Annotated in this window: 15 protein-coding genes; 8 read left to right on the plus strand and 7 right to left on the minus strand. The window is 56.3% G+C overall.

The features are described from left to right. Positions 1-226: 226 nt before the first annotated feature. Complete coding sequence (locus ACAW74_RS23675; protein WP_370700726.1) at positions 227-1,465, plus strand: WG repeat-containing protein; 1,239 nt, start codon at positions 227-229, stop codon at positions 1,463-1,465. A gap of 50 nt (positions 1,466-1,515) precedes the next feature. Here the strand turns inward: ACAW74_RS23675 and ACAW74_RS23680 are convergent, their stop codons facing one another. The 3 genes from ACAW74_RS23680 to ACAW74_RS23690 all read right to left on the minus strand — a co-directional run bounded on the left by ACAW74_RS23680 (position 1,516) and on the right by ACAW74_RS23690 (position 3,706). After that, the gene (locus ACAW74_RS23680; RefSeq protein ID WP_370700727.1) at positions 1,516-2,436 is read right to left on the minus strand and encodes a LamG-like jellyroll fold domain-containing protein; all 921 of its coding nucleotides are present in this window, start codon (positions 2,434-2,436) and stop codon (positions 1,516-1,518) included. Between the two features lie 5 nt (positions 2,437-2,441). Beyond that, on the minus strand, positions 2,442-3,302 hold the full coding sequence (locus ACAW74_RS23685) for a hypothetical protein (RefSeq protein ID WP_370700728.1): 861 nt from the start codon (positions 3,300-3,302) through the stop codon (positions 2,442-2,444). Between the two features lie 68 nt (positions 3,303-3,370). Next, complete coding sequence (locus tag ACAW74_RS23690; RefSeq protein ID WP_370700729.1) at positions 3,371-3,706, minus strand: PKD domain-containing protein; 336 nt, start codon at positions 3,704-3,706, stop codon at positions 3,371-3,373. 358 nt (positions 3,707-4,064) lie between these two features. On the opposite strand from ACAW74_RS23690, the gene ACAW74_RS23695 reads away from it, so the two are divergent. The 5 genes from ACAW74_RS23695 (at position 4,065) to ACAW74_RS23715 (ending at position 11,806) form a co-directional block, all read left to right on the plus strand. Then, positions 4,065-6,830, plus strand: coding sequence for a 2-oxoglutarate dehydrogenase E1 component (locus tag ACAW74_RS23695; protein ID WP_370700730.1), 2,766 nt, complete (start codon positions 4,065-4,067; stop codon positions 6,828-6,830). 182 nt (positions 6,831-7,012) lie between these two features. Continuing rightward, positions 7,013-8,671 (plus strand): 2-oxoglutarate dehydrogenase complex dihydrolipoyllysine-residue succinyltransferase, encoded by a 1,659-nt coding sequence (gene odhB / locus ACAW74_RS23700; RefSeq protein ID WP_370700731.1) that lies wholly within the window; start codon positions 7,013-7,015, stop codon positions 8,669-8,671. A gap of 101 nt (positions 8,672-8,772) precedes the next feature. Then, positions 8,773-8,964, plus strand: coding sequence for a DUF4177 domain-containing protein (locus ACAW74_RS23705; protein WP_370700732.1), 192 nt, complete (start codon positions 8,773-8,775; stop codon positions 8,962-8,964). 81 nt (positions 8,965-9,045) lie between these two features. Continuing rightward, positions 9,046-10,452, plus strand: coding sequence for a dihydrolipoyl dehydrogenase (gene lpdA, locus ACAW74_RS23710; RefSeq protein ID WP_370700733.1), 1,407 nt, complete (start codon positions 9,046-9,048; stop codon positions 10,450-10,452). 124 nt (positions 10,453-10,576) lie between these two features. Beyond that, the gene (locus ACAW74_RS23715) at positions 10,577-11,806 is read left to right on the plus strand and encodes an MFS transporter (protein WP_370700734.1); all 1,230 of its coding nucleotides are present in this window, start codon (positions 10,577-10,579) and stop codon (positions 11,804-11,806) included. Positions 11,807-11,836: 30 nt separating this feature from the next. Here the strand turns inward: ACAW74_RS23715 and ACAW74_RS23720 are convergent, their stop codons facing one another. The 4 genes from ACAW74_RS23720 to ACAW74_RS23735 all read right to left on the minus strand — a co-directional run bounded on the left by ACAW74_RS23720 (position 11,837) and on the right by ACAW74_RS23735 (position 14,778). Next, entirely contained in the window at positions 11,837-12,562 is a 726-nt protein-coding gene (locus tag ACAW74_RS23720; protein ID WP_370700735.1) for a carboxypeptidase-like regulatory domain-containing protein, read from the minus strand. 154 nt (positions 12,563-12,716) lie between these two features. Beyond that, entirely contained in the window at positions 12,717-13,550 is an 834-nt protein-coding gene (locus ACAW74_RS23725) for a phosphatidate cytidylyltransferase (protein ID WP_370700736.1), read from the minus strand. Then, positions 13,531-13,743, minus strand: a complete 213-nt coding sequence (locus ACAW74_RS23730; RefSeq protein ID WP_015330903.1) for a hypothetical protein — start codon at positions 13,741-13,743, stop codon at positions 13,531-13,533. The genes ACAW74_RS23725 and ACAW74_RS23730 overlap by 20 nt, the downstream gene beginning before the upstream one ends. A gap of 78 nt (positions 13,744-13,821) precedes the next feature. Beyond that, positions 13,822-14,778, minus strand: a complete 957-nt coding sequence (locus tag ACAW74_RS23735) for a CPBP family intramembrane glutamic endopeptidase (protein WP_370700737.1) — start codon at positions 14,776-14,778, stop codon at positions 13,822-13,824. Positions 14,779-15,010: 232 nt separating this feature from the next. On the opposite strand from ACAW74_RS23735, the gene dusB reads away from it, so the two are divergent. Together dusB and ACAW74_RS23745 are read left to right on the plus strand one after the other, a co-directional pair. Then, positions 15,011-16,003, plus strand: coding sequence for a tRNA dihydrouridine synthase DusB (gene dusB / locus ACAW74_RS23740; RefSeq protein ID WP_370700738.1), 993 nt, complete (start codon positions 15,011-15,013; stop codon positions 16,001-16,003). Between the two features lie 124 nt (positions 16,004-16,127). Further along, complete coding sequence (locus ACAW74_RS23745) at positions 16,128-17,045, plus strand: DMT family transporter (RefSeq protein ID WP_370700739.1); 918 nt, start codon at positions 16,128-16,130, stop codon at positions 17,043-17,045. Positions 17,046-17,078 lie beyond the last annotated feature (33 nt).

Below are 17,078 nucleotides of genomic sequence, written 5' to 3' on the forward strand. Positions count from 1 at the left end.
CCTGACTACAGCTACCGTCTGATAACTAGTCAGGCCATAACGTGTGCAGCCTTTGGTCGATAACCCGGTTGCTCGTACTTGTACCCAGGGGCAAGTTTCTAGTCAGACAGGCATATTCTGCGTAATGCAGGCCGCGATTCACGGCAAAACGCCCGATTGCGCGTTACCTTCGTAGCCAAACGGTCGGGCAACCCGATTGCCTCCGCTTGACGGCCCCATTATACCTATGTCGCTGGACGAATTACGCGAACGCATCAAGAACGAACTGGTTTTACACGAAGGCAACATCGCCGACTGGCAATGGAACCGGACCGGACTGCCCACCGAAGCGCGCGACCTGGGTATCACCGATTTCCTGCGGCTGGTAGACGACGTGGCTCGCCCACTCAACGCGCAGTTCAGCAAAATTCTGGATTTACAGGCGGTCATCCGAAAAATTGCCACCGATACGCAAAAACGACTTTCCGACGTGCAGATTGGCGGTTTTGCGCTTGAAGCCGAGCGGTTGGGGCTATCGCGGTCGTTTGTGACGGAACAATGGGTGCCCCGTATCCTGGCCCAGCTTCCCGACGCCGAATCGACACCGCATCCGGTTCAGCCCGTTGCGCCCACGCGTTCGACCGAGCCGACGCCTCCGCCAGTTTCTACGCCCGATGCTGCCGAGGTGATGCGCCAAAAGGTGCGTCATAGTTTAGACGATTATAAGGAACATATTCCGGCAGCGGTGATTCGCACCCTGTTTCGCACTATCGATTACGACGAGGCCAAACTGGCCGAAGCCGTACTGGCATACCTGCGCGACAATTTTTACGCATCCGAAACCGAGCCGACCGGAGCAACCCTGCGCGACAAACTCACCTCGACCGACTGGCGGCACCTCGTCTGGTGGGAAAACAACCCGAAGCAACCGGCGGTCGCTACTACCGCTCCGCTCCCACCGCCGCCGGTTGCAGCACCGACGCCTCCCCAACCTGCGGGGTCCACCGGCCTGCGCGACATGCTCTTTGCTTTGTTGATTGCGGGCGGGCTCATTGGCTTCGTCATTTTCCTGATAAAAAGTGGAAAATCGCCGAGCGAAGAGAAGCAGGCGACCACCGATCGGGTCGACTCAGTGGCGCGCGCAGAACGTACCCAGCCGGATGAACGCGCTAGTCGCCGTCCGAAGAAGAAACGCCGGACAACGAATGCAACCCCCGTGCCGGATACACGCGCCAATGAACCGGTACGCCCATCGACAACGACCTCGCCGCGTGATCAGCCATACGACGAATTACTGAACGACGTAGGGCAATATGGCGAGCGGCCCGCCAAAAAAGATGGGCAATGGGGCCTATGGCGCAAGGGACGCTGGATGGTGCTCCCCGTTTACGACGCCATCGAAGTCTATAACGACGGCCGGGCGCGCGTCAGCATCAACGGGAACAGCTACGACATCGACCGCAACGGCGACCGAATCAGGGAATAGAATTGGGGACAATGTTGGACCCGGAGCGGCGGATCGCTTGGACTTTGAACCTATTTCCCTAACTGCACGGTCAGGTACTGGAATTTTACGGCATTGGCGTAGCTGATGAACCCGACGCCATTGCCTTTAAAGGGCTTGAATGGATGCGGGCTGTCTTCGACCTCACGCCCGTTGATATAAAAGTGCAGTTGGTCGCCCGTTCGGCGGATCGTCAGCGTGTTGCGCTTGACATCGATGGGCACCTTGGCCAGCGTAGGTTTGCCTGCCATGTACCCCGCCTGTGATGTACCGTTGACGCGGGTATAGAGCGCTACTTTGTTTTTATCAAGCAGCCGAAACTGGCAGTAATTGCTTGTGTCTTTCACCCCGATGAGCAGACCGGCATCGGGAGCGATACCCGGCGGCATCACCATTTCTACTGACACCGTGAAGGTATCGGCCCGGTTCAGGTTCAGATTATCGGGCAGTTTAATATAACTGCGGCCGGGCCGGGCCAGACTCTGCCCGTTATCAACGGGCCGCTGGCTGCGGATGTAGTAGCTGTTGTCGTCGGCCAGTTCGAGTTCAAAACCGTTGCGGCGACCTGTCAGCCAGCCATTGTGGTTATCGGCAAACGTTTCCAGAAACGACCGCGACGTCCCTTTGGGCGCCGCAGATGGTTTGGGCAGCGGGGTACGTTCGGCGGGGGTTTTCTCCGGCACCGATGTCTCCGCAACCTTTACCGGCTCGGTAGCCGGGGCCGGGGCAACCGGAGCCGGTAAAGGTGTGGTGGTTTTTGCCTTATTCCGGGTGGCTTTCGACGATTTGGTTTTACCAGACGCCACCGCCTCGCTACCGGCTTTGGCAACGGTATCAGTGGGTGTGATGACCAGCACAGCCCAGTTACTGGCCGACGAAACAATGGGCGCTTTCTGCCCTACGGCGACGGCGGTGATCAGCAGAAAGTAGCTTAAAGAAAGTAGCGTACGCATGATGGCTAAAAAGAATAACGCACAACGGCAACAGGTACGTTGGCCTGATACGACAGATTGACGCTCACCGCCTGACCACGCTTGTCGGCTCGCTGGTTTTTGATACCCCGCAGTACCGTGAGAGCAATGTCGGCAACCCAGATCGCGGCGGCGGCCCGTGTGGCAATATAATAACGCTGATGGGCCGCGTTGGCTTGCTGGTAGAACGGTTCGCCCACGTCATTGCTACCCGACAGTTCGTAGTTTTCGTAGGCCTGCGCGGCTTCACCCTGTTGCCCGGCCCCGTAGATCAGCAGGCCATAAGCTGCCACCGTGACAAGCGGTCGCAACCCCACCTTGGGCCGGGGCGTTTGCACGAATATATTCCCGATACCCGGCGCCAGTGCCGACAATAGGGCCCAACCAGGGCCGCGATACGGGCGATTCTCGGCGGAGACGGTATCGGGCTCGACGGGCCGACGACGCGGTTCTTTGGTCCGTTTCTCAGGTACGTCGGCGATGATGGGGTTTCCATGCAGTCCCAGTTGCTTCACAAACACCAGCGCCCGCAACTCTTCACGCAGGGTATAGCCGTTGCGGCGCAGATTCCAGACAATGCGCCGGTCGCGCCCGTCGGTCTGCCGCATGCCCGTGTCGCCGCTGACATAGGCCCGGCTGGGTACAATCAGCTTTCCGTTGCGGCGCTGCAGACGCATATAGACCGAATCAGTAGGCTGGCTATTCCGCAAGTCATACAACACCTCGATCGACTGTTGATTAAGGGCACGCATACGGACATTGCTGACCCGCCCCTGCGCCGACGCGCCCAGCGCGATCAGACAGGCAGCAAACAGCAGTAAGCCCGAATAAAGTAAGGATGATGGCATAGTGACGAACAGTTCGTGGGAGTAGATGTGGGTACGTTGCTAGTCGGTTCCGACGGGCAGCCCCCTTTTTATTCGGTAACGTTGACCGTACGCGACGACGTGGCGGTCTGGCTGCACAGTGTGGTGAGTTTGGCCCGCACGGTATAGGTGCCGGGGCGTTCGTACAGATAAGCCGCTTTTGTGCCGGTCTGTGGCAGGCTGCGGCCGTCGCCAAAATCCCATTCGACCGTGCGGAACTCCTGGTTGGGGTTGGTCAGCGTAACGTTGACCTGAAGCCGGTTGATGGTGGTGGCAACGGTGGCCGAAGGCGCCTTGCAATCAGCAAAATTTTTGCGCTCTAAATTGAACGGCTCACAACCTGTTGTTGAGTAAAGCAGCAACAGCAGTATGAAGAGTTGTTTCATATAGTCGGACGAACAGCGGCTAAGTACGCCAAATTTGGGCCAGAATAACGTTCCTATTCTGCACTATTCGCTTAGCTTATCTACCCAACGGCTAGATTAACCTGACGAATTAGCTCAGTGCGAAAGCGTTACCGGCCTTATCTGGTCGCATCAAACTCGTTAACGTTTAACCCCTGTCGGTCATTGCAGGAATCGCCCAGAACAGCGGGCCACTTACTAACTAATTCCACCTAAATAGGGTTGTATGCGTAAAAAGGCCTTCGTGCCGATCATAAGTTGGATAAAAACAAGTGTTGTATCCACCCATTCGTAGGCTTTACCTTACCTTTGTCGGTTAAACAGCGCGTTGCAACCAATCATGGACCAGTATTCATATGTAGCCAACTCCGATGCGGCTTATATCGACCAGCTATACCAGTCGTATAAGCAGGATCCCGCCTCGGTCGACACCAGTTGGCAGCAGTTTTTTAAAGGCTTTGAGTTCTCGTTAGCCTATGGCGAACATGCCGCCAACGGGAACGGTAATGGCACCAACGGCGTGGCCTCTGCCGCTCAAACCGTACCCGTTGATGCCAAACACAGTGAAAAGGAAGTATCAGTCGCCAGCCTGATCAAAGCGTATCGGTCACGCGGGCACCTCTTGGCGAAAACAAACCCGATTGGTCAACGTAAGGACCGTAACCCCCGCCTAAGTCTGGCCGACTACGCGCTGTCGGAAGCCGATCTGGACACTACGTTTGAAGCCGGAAAGCTACTCGGTATTGGTGCCGCCACCCTGCGTAAAATCATGGAGTCGCTGGAAACCATCTACGCAGGCCGCATTGGCTTCGAGTACATGTATATCCGCGAGATCGACGTTAAAAACTGGCTGCGGAACAAGATCGAAAAAGAAGCGCTGACGTTTAGCCCCACGCCCGCCGAGAAAAAGCGGATTCTGGAAAAGCTGAATGAAGCGAGTATTTTCGAGAACTTCCTGCACACCAAATACCTAGGCCAAAAGCGTTTCTCGCTCGAAGGCGGCGAAACGACCATTCCCGCCCTTGATGCCATTATAAGCCGCGCGGCCGATCTGGGCGTTGAGGAAGTGATGATCGGGATGGCCCACCGGGGTCGGCTCAACGTGCTGACCAACATTCTGGGTAAATCCTACGAAGCCATTTTTGATGGGTTCGAAGGCAGCGTGCCGTCGCAGGTACACGGCGATGGCGACGTAAAATACCACCTTGGCTACTCAAGCCTGACCAAGACGCCCGCGGGCAAGGAAATCAGCGTGAAGCTGGCCCCGAACCCGTCGCACCTGGAGGCCGTTAACCCGGTCGTCGAAGGGTTTGTGCGGGCGCAGGCCGACGAAGAATACGCCGGTGATTTTGCCAAGATCATGCCGATTCTCATTCACGGCGACGCAGCCGTGGCTGGTCAGGGTATTGTGTATGAGGTAACGCAGATGGCCAAACTGCCCGGCTACCAGACCGGGGGTACGTTGCATTTTGTGATCAACAACCAGGTTGGCTTCACCACCGACTTCGATGACGCCCGCTCGTCGATCTATTGTTCCGACGTGGCCAAGATCATCGACGCACCGATTTTTCACGTCAACGGCGACGACCCCGAGGCGGTAATTTTCTGCGCCAAACTGGCCGTTGAATTCCGCGAGATGTTCAAGCGCGACGTGTTTATCGATATGGTATGCTACCGTCGGTACGGCCACAATGAGTCGGATGAGCCGAAGTTTACGCAACCGACGATGTACTCGGTCATCGAGAAGCACAACAACCCCCGCGAACTGTACAGCAAACTGCTGATTGAGCGCGGCGACGTGGACGCCGAACTGGCCGGCCGGATGGATGCGGAGTTCAAGAAGCTCCTGCAGGATCGCCTCGACATGGTGAAGCAGAAACCTGGTTTGCCCTACAAACCGCTGCGTCTCGATCAGCAATGGGCGGCCCTGCGTTATGCTAAGCCGGAAGACTTCGATCAATCGCCGCAAACGGGTATTTCGCCCGAGACGATCGAGAAAATCGGGCAGGCGCTGGTAACGGTTCCCGAAGGGTTCAAGCCGCTGAAGCAGATCGAAAAGCTGCTGGCTGACCGCAAGAAGATGATCTTCGACACGAAGATGGTCAACTGGTCGGTGGCGGAGCAGATGGCTTACGGCTCGATTCTGCTTGAAAATAAAGTGGTCCGGTTGAGCGGACAGGATGTGCAGCGGGGTACGTTCTCCCACCGCCACGCCGTGTTGCACGACTCGACCAACAACAAACTCTATACGCCCCTCAACCACATTCAGGAGGGGCAGCTGCCCATCCAGATTTACAACTCGCTGCTGTCGGAATACGGCGTGCTGGGTTTTGAATATGGGTACTCGATGGCCGCGCCGCACGCGCTGGTGATCTGGGAAGCGCAGTTTGGCGACTTTGCCAACGGCGCCCAGGTTATGATTGATCAGTTCATTGCGGCGGGTGAATCGAAGTGGGGTATTCAGAACGGCGTGGTGATGCTGTTGCCCCACGGCTACGAAGGCCAGGGCCCCGAGCACTCAAACGCCCGCCCCGAACGTTACCTGCAACTTTGCGCCGAAAACAACATGGTGGTGGCCAACATCACTACACCGGCCAACATCTTCCACGCGATGCGTCGGCAACTGGCTTGGGAGTTCCGTAAGCCGTTGGTGATCATGTCGCCCAAATCGCTGCTGCGCCATCCGCAGGCCATTTCGTCAATCGACGAGCTGACCTCAGGTACGTTCCGCGAAGTGATCGGCGATACCTACGCCGACCCCAAAAAGGTGAAGCGCGTACTGCTTTGCTCGGGCAAGGTCTACTACGATCTGCTCGACAAGCAACAGGCCGACAAGCGCGACGACGTGGCGATCGTTCGGATGGAGCAACTGTATCCGATTCCGGTGAAGCAGCTCGACGCCGCCCTGAGCCAATACAAGAAGCCCGAGCTGGTATGGGTGCAGGAAGAGCCGGAAAACATGGGTTACTGGTCGTTTATGCTGCGCCGGATGCGGGAGCGTAACCTCCGCTACATCGGTCGTGAGTCGGCTTCGTCGCCCGCTACCGGCTTTGCGAAAGTGCACACGCAGGAGCAGAACGAGTTAGTTGCGAAAGCTTTTGAATAAAACGAGTTGTTCAGTTTTTAGCGGTCTGTTTTCAGTTGTGTTTTTTCCCGCTGCGCTTGCCTGTTACAGGAGGAATTTTGTTGTTTCGCTTATTAACGAAAACACATTGTTCGGCAACGGTGCGATCAGGAAGCCCAACGCAACTGAAAACGGACCACTGAAAACCCTTCCAAACACATAAAATGGCTGCTATTGAAGTAAAAGTGCCCGCTGTAGGTGAGTCAATCACGGAGGTAACGGTAGGCGAATGGTTGAAGAAAGAGGGCGACTCGGTGAAGGTCGACGAAGTGCTTTGCACGCTCGATTCCGACAAAGCATCGTTTGAACTACCGGCGGAAGCCGAAGGTGTGCTGCACATTATGGCGCAGGCCGGCGATGTGCTGCCCATTGGCGCGACCATCTGCACCATCGATGCCGCAGGCGCCGCCCCCTCAGCCCCGGCGGCAGACGCCCCCAAGGCTGAACCAGCCAAAGCGGAACCGGCCCCGGCGAAACCAGCCGACGAGCCGCAGCCTGCCGTACAGGCCGTGGCCGAACCGGCCGCTGCACCAACGCAGTCCTCAACGGCTGCCAGCACCATCGAAGTAAAAATTCCGGCTGTTGGTGAGTCGATCACCGAAGTGACCATTGCCGCCTGGAGCAAAAAAGACGGCGACAGCGTGTCGATGGACGAAACCCTCTGCGAACTGGAGTCGGATAAAGCCACGTTTGAGTTACCCGCCGAAGCCGCAGGTACGTTGCGCATTGTCGCCGAAGCTGGCCAGACACTGCCCATCGGCGCGACCATTGCCCGCATCGAAGCCAGTGCGTCAACGGGGGCAGCTCAGCCGTCAGGTACGTCGGCACCAGCCGCCCCGGCTGCCCAGCCACAGGCCGCTAACGGCAGCAGCAATGGTAGCTACGCCGCCAATTACCCGTCGCCCGCTGCCGCCAAAATTCTGGCCGAAAAAGGCGTTGAACCCGCGCAGGTAGCTGGTACTGGCGTTGGTGGCCGGATCACGAAAGAAGACGCCCAAAAGGCAAGCACCGCGCCTGCTCCGCAACCGGCTCCGGCTCAGCCCGCCCCCCCAACGAAGCCAGCAGCGCCAGCTCCCGCGCCTCAAACTCCGAGCGCTGCCGGATCGCCGGACCGTACCGGCCAACGTACCCAGCGCCGCGAGAAAATGACCTCGTTGCGGAAAACGATTGCCCGCCGCCTGGTTGCCGTGAAAAACGAAACGGCCATGCTGACGACCTTCAACGAGGTCGACATGAAGCCGATCATGGATCTGCGCGCCAAGTACAAAGACAAGTTTAAAGAGAAGCACGCCGTGGGCCTCGGCTTCATGTCGTTCTTCACCAAGGCGGTCTGCATCGCGTTGCAGGAGTTCCCGGCGGTGAACGCCATGATCGACGGCGATCAGATGGTGTACAACGATTTCTGCGACATTTCAATCGCGGTGTCGTCGGAACGCGGTCTGGTGGTACCCGTCATTCGCAACGCCGAGCAGCTATCCTTCGACGGTATCGAGAAGGAAATCATCCGGCTCGCGGGTTTGGCGCGTGACAACAAGCTGACCATCGAACAGATGCAGGGGGGTACGTTTACGATCACCAACGGCGGCATTTTCGGGTCGATGCTCTCAACGCCGATCATCAACGCGCCGCAGTCGGCCATTCTGGGGATGCACAACATCGTGGAGCGGGCCGTTGTCGTGAATGGCGAGATCGTTGTTCGGCCGATCATGTACGTAGCCCTCAGCTATGACCACCGCATCATCGACGGCAAAGAATCGGTTAGCTTCCTGGTTCGCGTGAAGCAACTGCTCGAAGATCCGACCCGTATTTTGTTGGGCATTTAAATTACCAGTTTGACGTTTGGGGTTTGTCGTTTAACGTTGTTGCCTACGCTATGGCCATAACTTTAAACGACAAACTTCAAACGTCAAACTGTTTTATGACTATGTGGGAATACCTATCGTTTCGCTTCCAAATGGATGAACTAGGCGACTTTCAGGATAAGCTAAATGGCTTCGGCGAGCAAGGCTGGGAGTTGATATCGCTCGTTCCCATCGAGACCAAAAGTGTCGGCGTGTTCGACAGCGGCTCAGCCACGTCACATATCCTGGCCACGTTTAAGCGGCCTAAAGCGTGAGAAAATTTTTATAACGCTATTACTGTTGTCAAACAGGACGTTACTTCACGCGTCAATTCGTACGAGACAATTCAGAATTCCATGCAAGCATACGACGTTATTGTCATCGGCTCGGGGCCGGGCGGCTACACGGGCGCCATCCGTTGCGCTCAACTTGGGCTGAAAACAGCCATCATCGAGAAATACAACGCCCTGGGCGGCACCTGCCTCAACGTGGGATGTATCCCCTCCAAAGCCCTGCTCGACTCATCGGAGCATTTTTACAACGCCAGCCACACGTTTGCCGAGCACGGCATCAAGCTCGATCAACTGGCCGTCGATCTGCCGCAGATGATTAAGCGGAAGCAGGACGTGGTCGATCAGACGACGAAGGGCATTGCCTTCCTGATGAAGAAAAATAAGATCGATACCTATTACGGCATGGGCTCGTTTGTCGATGCCAATACGGTGAAAATCGTGAAGTCGGACGGCAGCGGTGAGGAGACGATCAGTGGGAAAAACATCGTGATCGCTACGGGGTCAAAGCCGCTTTCGTTCCCCTCGATGCCGATCGACAAACAGCGCGTCATCACCAGCACCGAAGCGTTGAAGCTGCCTGAGGTTCCCAAGCACCTGATCATCATTGGCGCGGGGGTTATCGGGGCCGAACTCGGATCGGTTTACGCGCGGATTGGGGCCAAAGTCTCGTTCGTTGAGTTTGCCGATTCGATGATTCCGACCATGGACAAGACGATGGGGAAAGAGTTGCAGAAAGCCGTGAAAAAGCTGGGTGCCGACTTCTACTTCAATCACAAAGTCACGAAAGTCGAGAATACGGGTAACGAGGTAGTCGTGAGCGTTGATACGCCGAAAGGCGAGCAAATTACCCTGACGGGCGACTATTGCCTGGTATCAGTAGGCCGTCGGCCTTACACGGATGGCCTGAATCTGGAAGCGGCTGGCCTGGCGACCGATCAGCGGGGCAAAGTCGAGGTAGATGACCACCTGCGGACAAAAGTACCGCATATCTACGCGCTGGGCGACGTGATCCGGGGCGCGATGCTGGCCCACAAAGCCGAAGAAGAAGGCGTATTCATTGCCGAAACCATCGCCGGGCAGAAGCCCCACGTCAATTACGTGCTCATTCCGAATGTGGTCTACACCTGGCCCGAAGTGGCGGCGGTAGGCTATACCGAAGAGGAGCTGAAAACCAAGGCCGTGCCTTATAAGCTGGGTACATTCCCGTTCAAAGCGCTGGGCCGCGCCCGGGCGTCGATGGATGTTGATGGCCTGGTGAAAGTGCTGGCCCACAAAGAGACCGACGAGATCCTGGGTGTGCATATCATTGGCCCCCGCGCCGCCGACATCATAGGCGAAGCCGTTGTGGCGATGGAGTACCGCGCTTCCGCTGAAGACATCAGCCGGATGTCGCACGCCCACCCGACCTATACTGAAGCCTTCAAAGAGGCCTGTCTGGCCGCTACCGACAACCGGGCGATTAATATGTAGCGTACCGTACTGAATGCACAATGTACGATGAACAATGTATAATGGGCTGACGCAGGAATACCCACGCGTCAGCCCATTATACATTGTTCATCGTACATTGTGCATTCGTTATTTCCCCCTTTCTATGCAGATCTCTCCCCTACGCACCGTGCTGAGCCTGCCCGTATTGGTGGCGGCGCTTGGCTATTTTGTCGACGTCTACGACCTGTTGCTGTTCAACATCGTGCGGGTTCCCAGCCTGACCGAGTTGGGATTGAGCGAGAAGGATATTTCGCTCATTGGAGGGCGCATCTACAATTTTCAGCAGGCGGGTTTGCTGCTGGGCGGCATTCTATGGGGCATTCTGGGCGATAAACGAGGCCGGTTATCGGTGCTGTTTGGTTCGATCATCACCTACTCGCTGGCCAATATCGCCTGTGGGTACGTTCAGTCGGCCGACACCTATGCGTGGCTGCGGTTCCTGGCGGGGCTCGGGCTGGCGGGCGAACTGGGTGCAGGCATTACACTGGTGAGCGAAATCCTGCCCCGACAGTTGCGCGGTTATGGCACGAGTGTCGTCGCCGGGGTTGGATTGCTGGGTGCCGTGGCGGCTTTCCTGACCGTGAGCGCGTCGGGTAACTGGCGGCTAACGTACCTGATTGGCGGCGGGCTGGGGCTGGTCTTGTTGCTGCTTCGCGTGAGCGTGTTCGAATCGGGCATGTTCCGGCAGGTGCAGCAAACGACTGTCCGGCGGGGTAACTTCGGCGCTTTCTTCGCAAACCGCGATCGGTTTCTGCGCTATCTGCGCTGCATGGGCATTTCGCTCCCTACCTACTTTGTGATCGGGCTGCTAGCCACGTTTGGCAATGAGTTTGGCAAAGCGTTGGGGATCACGGAGGCCATCATTCCCGGCAAATGCGTGATGTACACCTACATCGGCATGGTGGCGGGCGATCTGTTCAGCGGGGTATTCAGTCAGTGGCTGAAGTCGCGGCGGGGGGCTATTGGCTGGATGATGGCCTTTACAGGTGTCTTCGTGATCGTCTACCTGTCGGGGCTCATTGGCTCGGCGGCGCTATTTTACCTCGTCTGCGGCCTGCTCGGCTTCGGCATTGGCTATATCGCCATGTTCCTGACCGTAACGGCCGAAAGCTTCGGTACCAACCTGCGGGCTACGGCCACTACTTCTGTCGCCAATAATGTACGGGCAACGACACTGCTGTCGATTCCGGCTTATCAATCGCTGAAAACCGTTCCTGCTCTAGGGCCGTTGGGAGCCGCCGCGCTTGTCGGTGCGGTTTGTTTCGGCCTCGCCGCCTGGTCGCTGACTACGCTCGAAGAGACCTACGGCAAAGAGTTGGACTACGTGGAATAGAGACGATCAGAAGATGAATCGGCAGACAGCCTAGTTCTTCATAATGTCGTCGCGCCGGATGTTCTCCGGCGGCGCGTTGTTCAGGCCCTGCCGGTACTCCTTCGTGTTGAAATCGCCCCGCTTCACCGACTTGATAAAGTTGGCCCACGCAAATGGGTTCAGGAACGGGAAAGTAGTGACCGAACCCCGATTGGCAAACGACTCCCGACCCAGAAACTGCTGATTCATGAAGTACTGGTGGTTCGAAAGCGCTCCCATGGGCGTAGCCGCTGAGGCGCGCAATAGCGCCTGCGCATCGGTGTTCTTGGCCAATGCATCCCGGTCTTTCTGATCGGGCAGTTTCATGTTGATGAGCGCCTGCTTGAATAACTCTTCCGTCGGGTACGGATAAACTTTCACTTCCGACAGCAGCTTTACGTCTTCCTGCAAAGCAACAACGGCCGAATAGGTTTGTTCGGTAAGGCGGCGCGGAATAATGTGGTACTGCGTTTTGTAGCCCACGTAGCTAAAAATCACGCTATCGCCGGGGTAAACGGGCAGGGCAAAATAACCGTTGGAGGCCGACAGCACACCCTTGCCAGCGCGGGGGATAAAGATGCGGGCCAGCGGCAGGGGTTCGCTGTTTTTACCGCCCGTAATGATCCCCGTGAAGGTAATCTGGCTGTCCTGCCCCTGCGCGAGGGCGTCGGAGAACGTACCCAGCAGGCTCAGTAGCAGCAGTAAACAACCTATATAGCGTGCAATCGATTGATTCATAAGTAACAGCAAGACCCCACAGACCTGTCGAGCGTTGCAATAATAGTCTGGTTGTCGATCAGCGCCATTAAATGGGCATTAGGCCTTCGTTTTCAGCCCTTCAGACCAACTACACCTTAACAAAGTAAACGTACCTGCGGTTGCAAACGGTGGTTTAAGCGAACAATTTAAGGAATGTTAGGATAAACGGAGCAGCCAGCAAAAGCCCGTCGAAACGGTCCAAGAAGCCGCCGTGACCGGGGATGCTCGTGCCCGAATCTTTGATGGCAATGCTGCGCTTGAACAGCGATTCGACCAGATCGCCATACGTACCCGTCACCACGATGATGGCCCCGATGCAGTACCATTGCCAGGCGGGCAATTCGTTGGCGTAGACCGTCAGGCCAAGCGCTACGATCCCGGCCGCGACGGCACCACCGATGCTGCCCTCCCACGATTTTTTAGGCGAAACCCGCTCAAACAGCTTGCGGCGACCAAACTTAGTACCGGCGAAATAGGCACCGATGTCCGACGCCCACAGCAGCAGCAGGCAACCCAGCACCACGTTAGGCTGGTAAACACCCGTGCGCAGGGCCAATACATTCAGCAGCGCAAACGGCACGCCCACGTAGATGATACCCAGGAAGGTGAAGCCGATGTTGGTGAAGGGCTTCATGTCTTTCTTCTTGTACAGCTTGATCAGAAAAATCATCGACGACGCCGGACTGATGAGGTAATAGGCCGACTCCTGCACGATCCCCGTTTCAACCAGAAACGTCAGCACGCTGATAAGGCAGCCCACCACCGTGCCGTAATAGGTGAGCGGCTGATTGCCGTCGAGACCCAGTAGTTTGTAGAATTCGATCTGCGTCAGGGCGCTGATTACCAGAAAGAGCAGCGCAAAGGTGTAAACGCTGTAATACAGGCAAAACAAGATGGTGGCCACTCCAACAATCGCGGCGATCACGCGTTGTTGCAGGTTGGACATGCTAGCTATTTGTTGTCTCATGCTCGATAATCAGGCGGGCGATGATGGCGTTTTTTACAGGTACGTATACTTCGTGCATGCCGAACATCGGATATGCACTACTCTGTTTATTGATAATCACCGCGTCGATGTCCTGCTCGGCCAGCTTCGCTTTGGCTAGCGCCGCCTGATGAGGCAGTTTCGTGGTTAGTACCTTCTCCCAATCTTTATTCATACAATTCGTGCGTATCAGTCGGCTGCGGCGTTCTGATCTGTTTTACGGGTAAGTGCTTCAGCGCCGATTCCCTACTGCCTATAACTCAATTGGCTGCCGACTGCCGTTTTGTTTTCGGAAAACAACCAGCAAAATTACCGACACCAGCAACGAGGCAATCGCCATTGTAGCCGGTACCGATTCGGTATCGTCTACGTTCAGGCTGGTGTAATTGTTCTGGTACAAAAAGTACATGAACACCGTGAAACCGTTGTTCACAAAGTGAGCCAGAATGGGCACCCACAAATTGCCCGACCACACATACAGATAGCCGAACAGAGCCCCCAGCAACATGCGGGGCACAAAGCCGTAGAACTGCACGTGAATGGCGCTGAACACTGCTGCGGCCAGCCAGATGCCTGCGTGAATGTTGCCCGTCCAGACAATGAATTTCCGCTGGAGTACACCCCGAAACAGCACTTCTTCGCCGATGGCGGGCAGCACCCCAATCACGATGATCGCCAGGAGTAGCTGCGGTACGGTGCGGAAATCAGTCAGAAATTTAGTCAGTTCGGCGGCCTGATCTTCCTTTTCACGCATCCATTGCTCAAGGGGCTTCAGCGCATCGGGCAGGCTGATGTGCTGATTCCATTCGATTAGCAGCCCATTGAACGGCATAAACGCGATGCCCAGCACCACTACCAGCGGCCAGCTTAACGGATTAACCTGATTGGCTGGACGAAAGCTTAACGCCCCCAACTCGCGCCGGTCGATTAGTTTCCAGTAGAGCAACGCCGGTAGCAGAAATGTGCACACGTGACTGACCGACTGCACGGCCATCAGCCACCACCAGCCATTGGGTACGGTGTTGGGCGCCTGCAAGACGTCCATCATAGTCACCTCGCCACCACTCGTTGCCGAGGCTACACCCAGAATCGCTACCGCCAGCGCGCCGCCCACAGCACCGCCCAACAAAATGAAACCGATGAGTAAAAGCAACGACCGCAGGGGTTGCGGCTCGGGAGTTAGTCGATACGAAGCGTTCAGGTCAGTCATAATATCCGGTAAATTTACAGTCTGTTTCTGACACGGCGAACCACACAGGGCGTTCGATCTACGAATCGTCCAAAAACTAATTTCGTGGAATTAATGTACAATGAATGATGCGGTCCGCCGCTGCGGTATGATGCACAATGACCAGTTAGCCACAACGATACTGTCTCGCGTTACGCCATTATGCATCGTACCGCAGCGGCGGACCGCATTGCTCATTGTACATTCAGCGATTATGGTAAAGATTGGCCCAATTGAACTAAGCGATTTTCCGTTGTTGCTGGCGCCCATGGAGGATGTCAGCGACCCGCCATTCCGCGCGGTTTGTAAAGAAAACGGCGCCGATTTGATGTATACCGAGTTCATCTCATCGGAGGGATTGATTCGGGATGCGGCGAAAAGCGTGCAGAAACTCGACATATTCGAATACGAGCGGCCCATTGGCATTCAACTGTTTGGCTCCGACGTGCAGACGATGGGCGAATGCGCCAAAATTGCCACCCGCGCCAATCCCGACCTCATCGACATTAATTACGGCTGCCCTGTGAAACAGGTAGCGTGCCGGGGTGCCGGTGCCGCGCTGTTGCAGGACATTCCGAAGATGGTGCAGATGACCAAGGCCGTCGTCGACGCCACGCACCTGCCCGTCACGGTAAAAACCCGCCTCGGCTGGGACGATGGTACCAAGAATATTCTGGAAGTCGCCGAACGGTTGCAGGACATCGGTATTCAAGCCCTGACCATTCACGGACGTACCCGCGCCCAACTCTACAAAGGCGACGCCGACTGGACGTTGATTGGCCGGGTGAAAGAAAATCCGCGCATCACGATCCCGATCTTCGGCAACGGCGATATTGATTCGCCCGAAAAAGCGGTGGAGTACAAAAACCGGTATGGCGTCGATGGCGTGATGATTGGCCGCGCAAGCATCGGCTACCCGTGGATTTTCAACGAAATCAAGCATTACATCGCCACCGGCCAACACCGCCCTGCGCCAACGGTACAGGATCGGATCGAAGCCTGCCGCAAACACCTCGATTTCTCGGTGCGCTGGAAAGGCCCGCGCGTGGGGATCGTGGAGATGCGCCGCCATTACGCCAACTATTTCAAAGGCCTGCCCGATTTCAAGCCCTTCCGCACCCGCCTGGTGCTGGTCGACACGCACGACGAGGTATTGAGCATTCTGCATGAAGTGAGCGAGGCCTACGAGGAAATGTACAATGTATAATGAACGATGCACGATGGTTCGGTGGCATACCACTAACGCCCAGTTATAGACGCCTAAGCGATAAGTCGATAGGCCCGCCATTGTGCATCGTTCATTATACATTGTGCATTCACTAACCCTTTCCATGTCCACCACCACGATTCACGAGCCGACCATCAAAACAGAGAAGCGTCCGCTGCTGGCGTGGGTGCTGCTGACGACCATTGCGCTGATCTGGGGGAGTTCGTTTATTATGATGAAGAAGGCGCTGGCGGTCTTCAGTTCGGAGCAGATTGCGTCGGGCCGCATCTTCTTCGCCTTTCTGTTTTTTCTGCCGCTGATACTGACTCAAAGTCGTCGTCCCGACGTCCGTGATGCCTTGCGCCAACGCTGGGTCGCGCTGTTAGTGTCGGGCGTGGTGGGTTACCTGCTTCCTGCTTTTCTCTTTGCCGAAGCGGGGGCGCACATCAGCAGTGCCCTGTCCGGTACGCTCAATTCCCTCAGCCCCTTGTTTGTGTTGCTGCTGGGTACGTTGGTGTTTGGACAGACGTTTCGGGCCAATCAGGTCTGGGGCATTTTGTTGGGCTTTATCGGCTCCATGATTCTCGTCTTTTTTGGCGGAAGTGGCTCATTTTCGATCAACGGGTACGCCCTGCTGGTCATGCTGGCGACGGTCATGTATGGGATCAACACCAACCTGATTGCCAAGTATCTGGCTCACCTGCCCGCGTTGGTCGCCATTCCGTGGACCTTTGCCTTTATTGGCCCGGTGGCGGGAATCAGCCTGCTCTCGACCGATTTCCTGAGCCGCGCTCAGCAGACCGATACCCTAATTCCGCTGGGTGCCATCCTGTTTCTGGGTGGTATGGCGTCGGGCGTATCGTCTGTGCTGTTCAACCGGGTTATTCAATTGGCATCGGGCGTGTTTGCCGCCTCGGTAACGTACCTGATCCCCGTCGTAGCGATCGTGTGGGGTCTCTTCGACGGCGAGACCATCTATATCCAGCAATATGCTGGCCTCACCATCAGCCTGTTGGGCATTTATCTGGTGAACAAGAAATAAGTTGTCTGTTCAATTCCAAGGTCAAAGGTTGCC

The organism is Fibrella musci (assembly GCF_041321105.1).
In the GTDB taxonomy this organism is placed as follows: domain Bacteria; phylum Bacteroidota; class Bacteroidia; order Cytophagales; family Spirosomataceae; genus Fibrella; species Fibrella musci.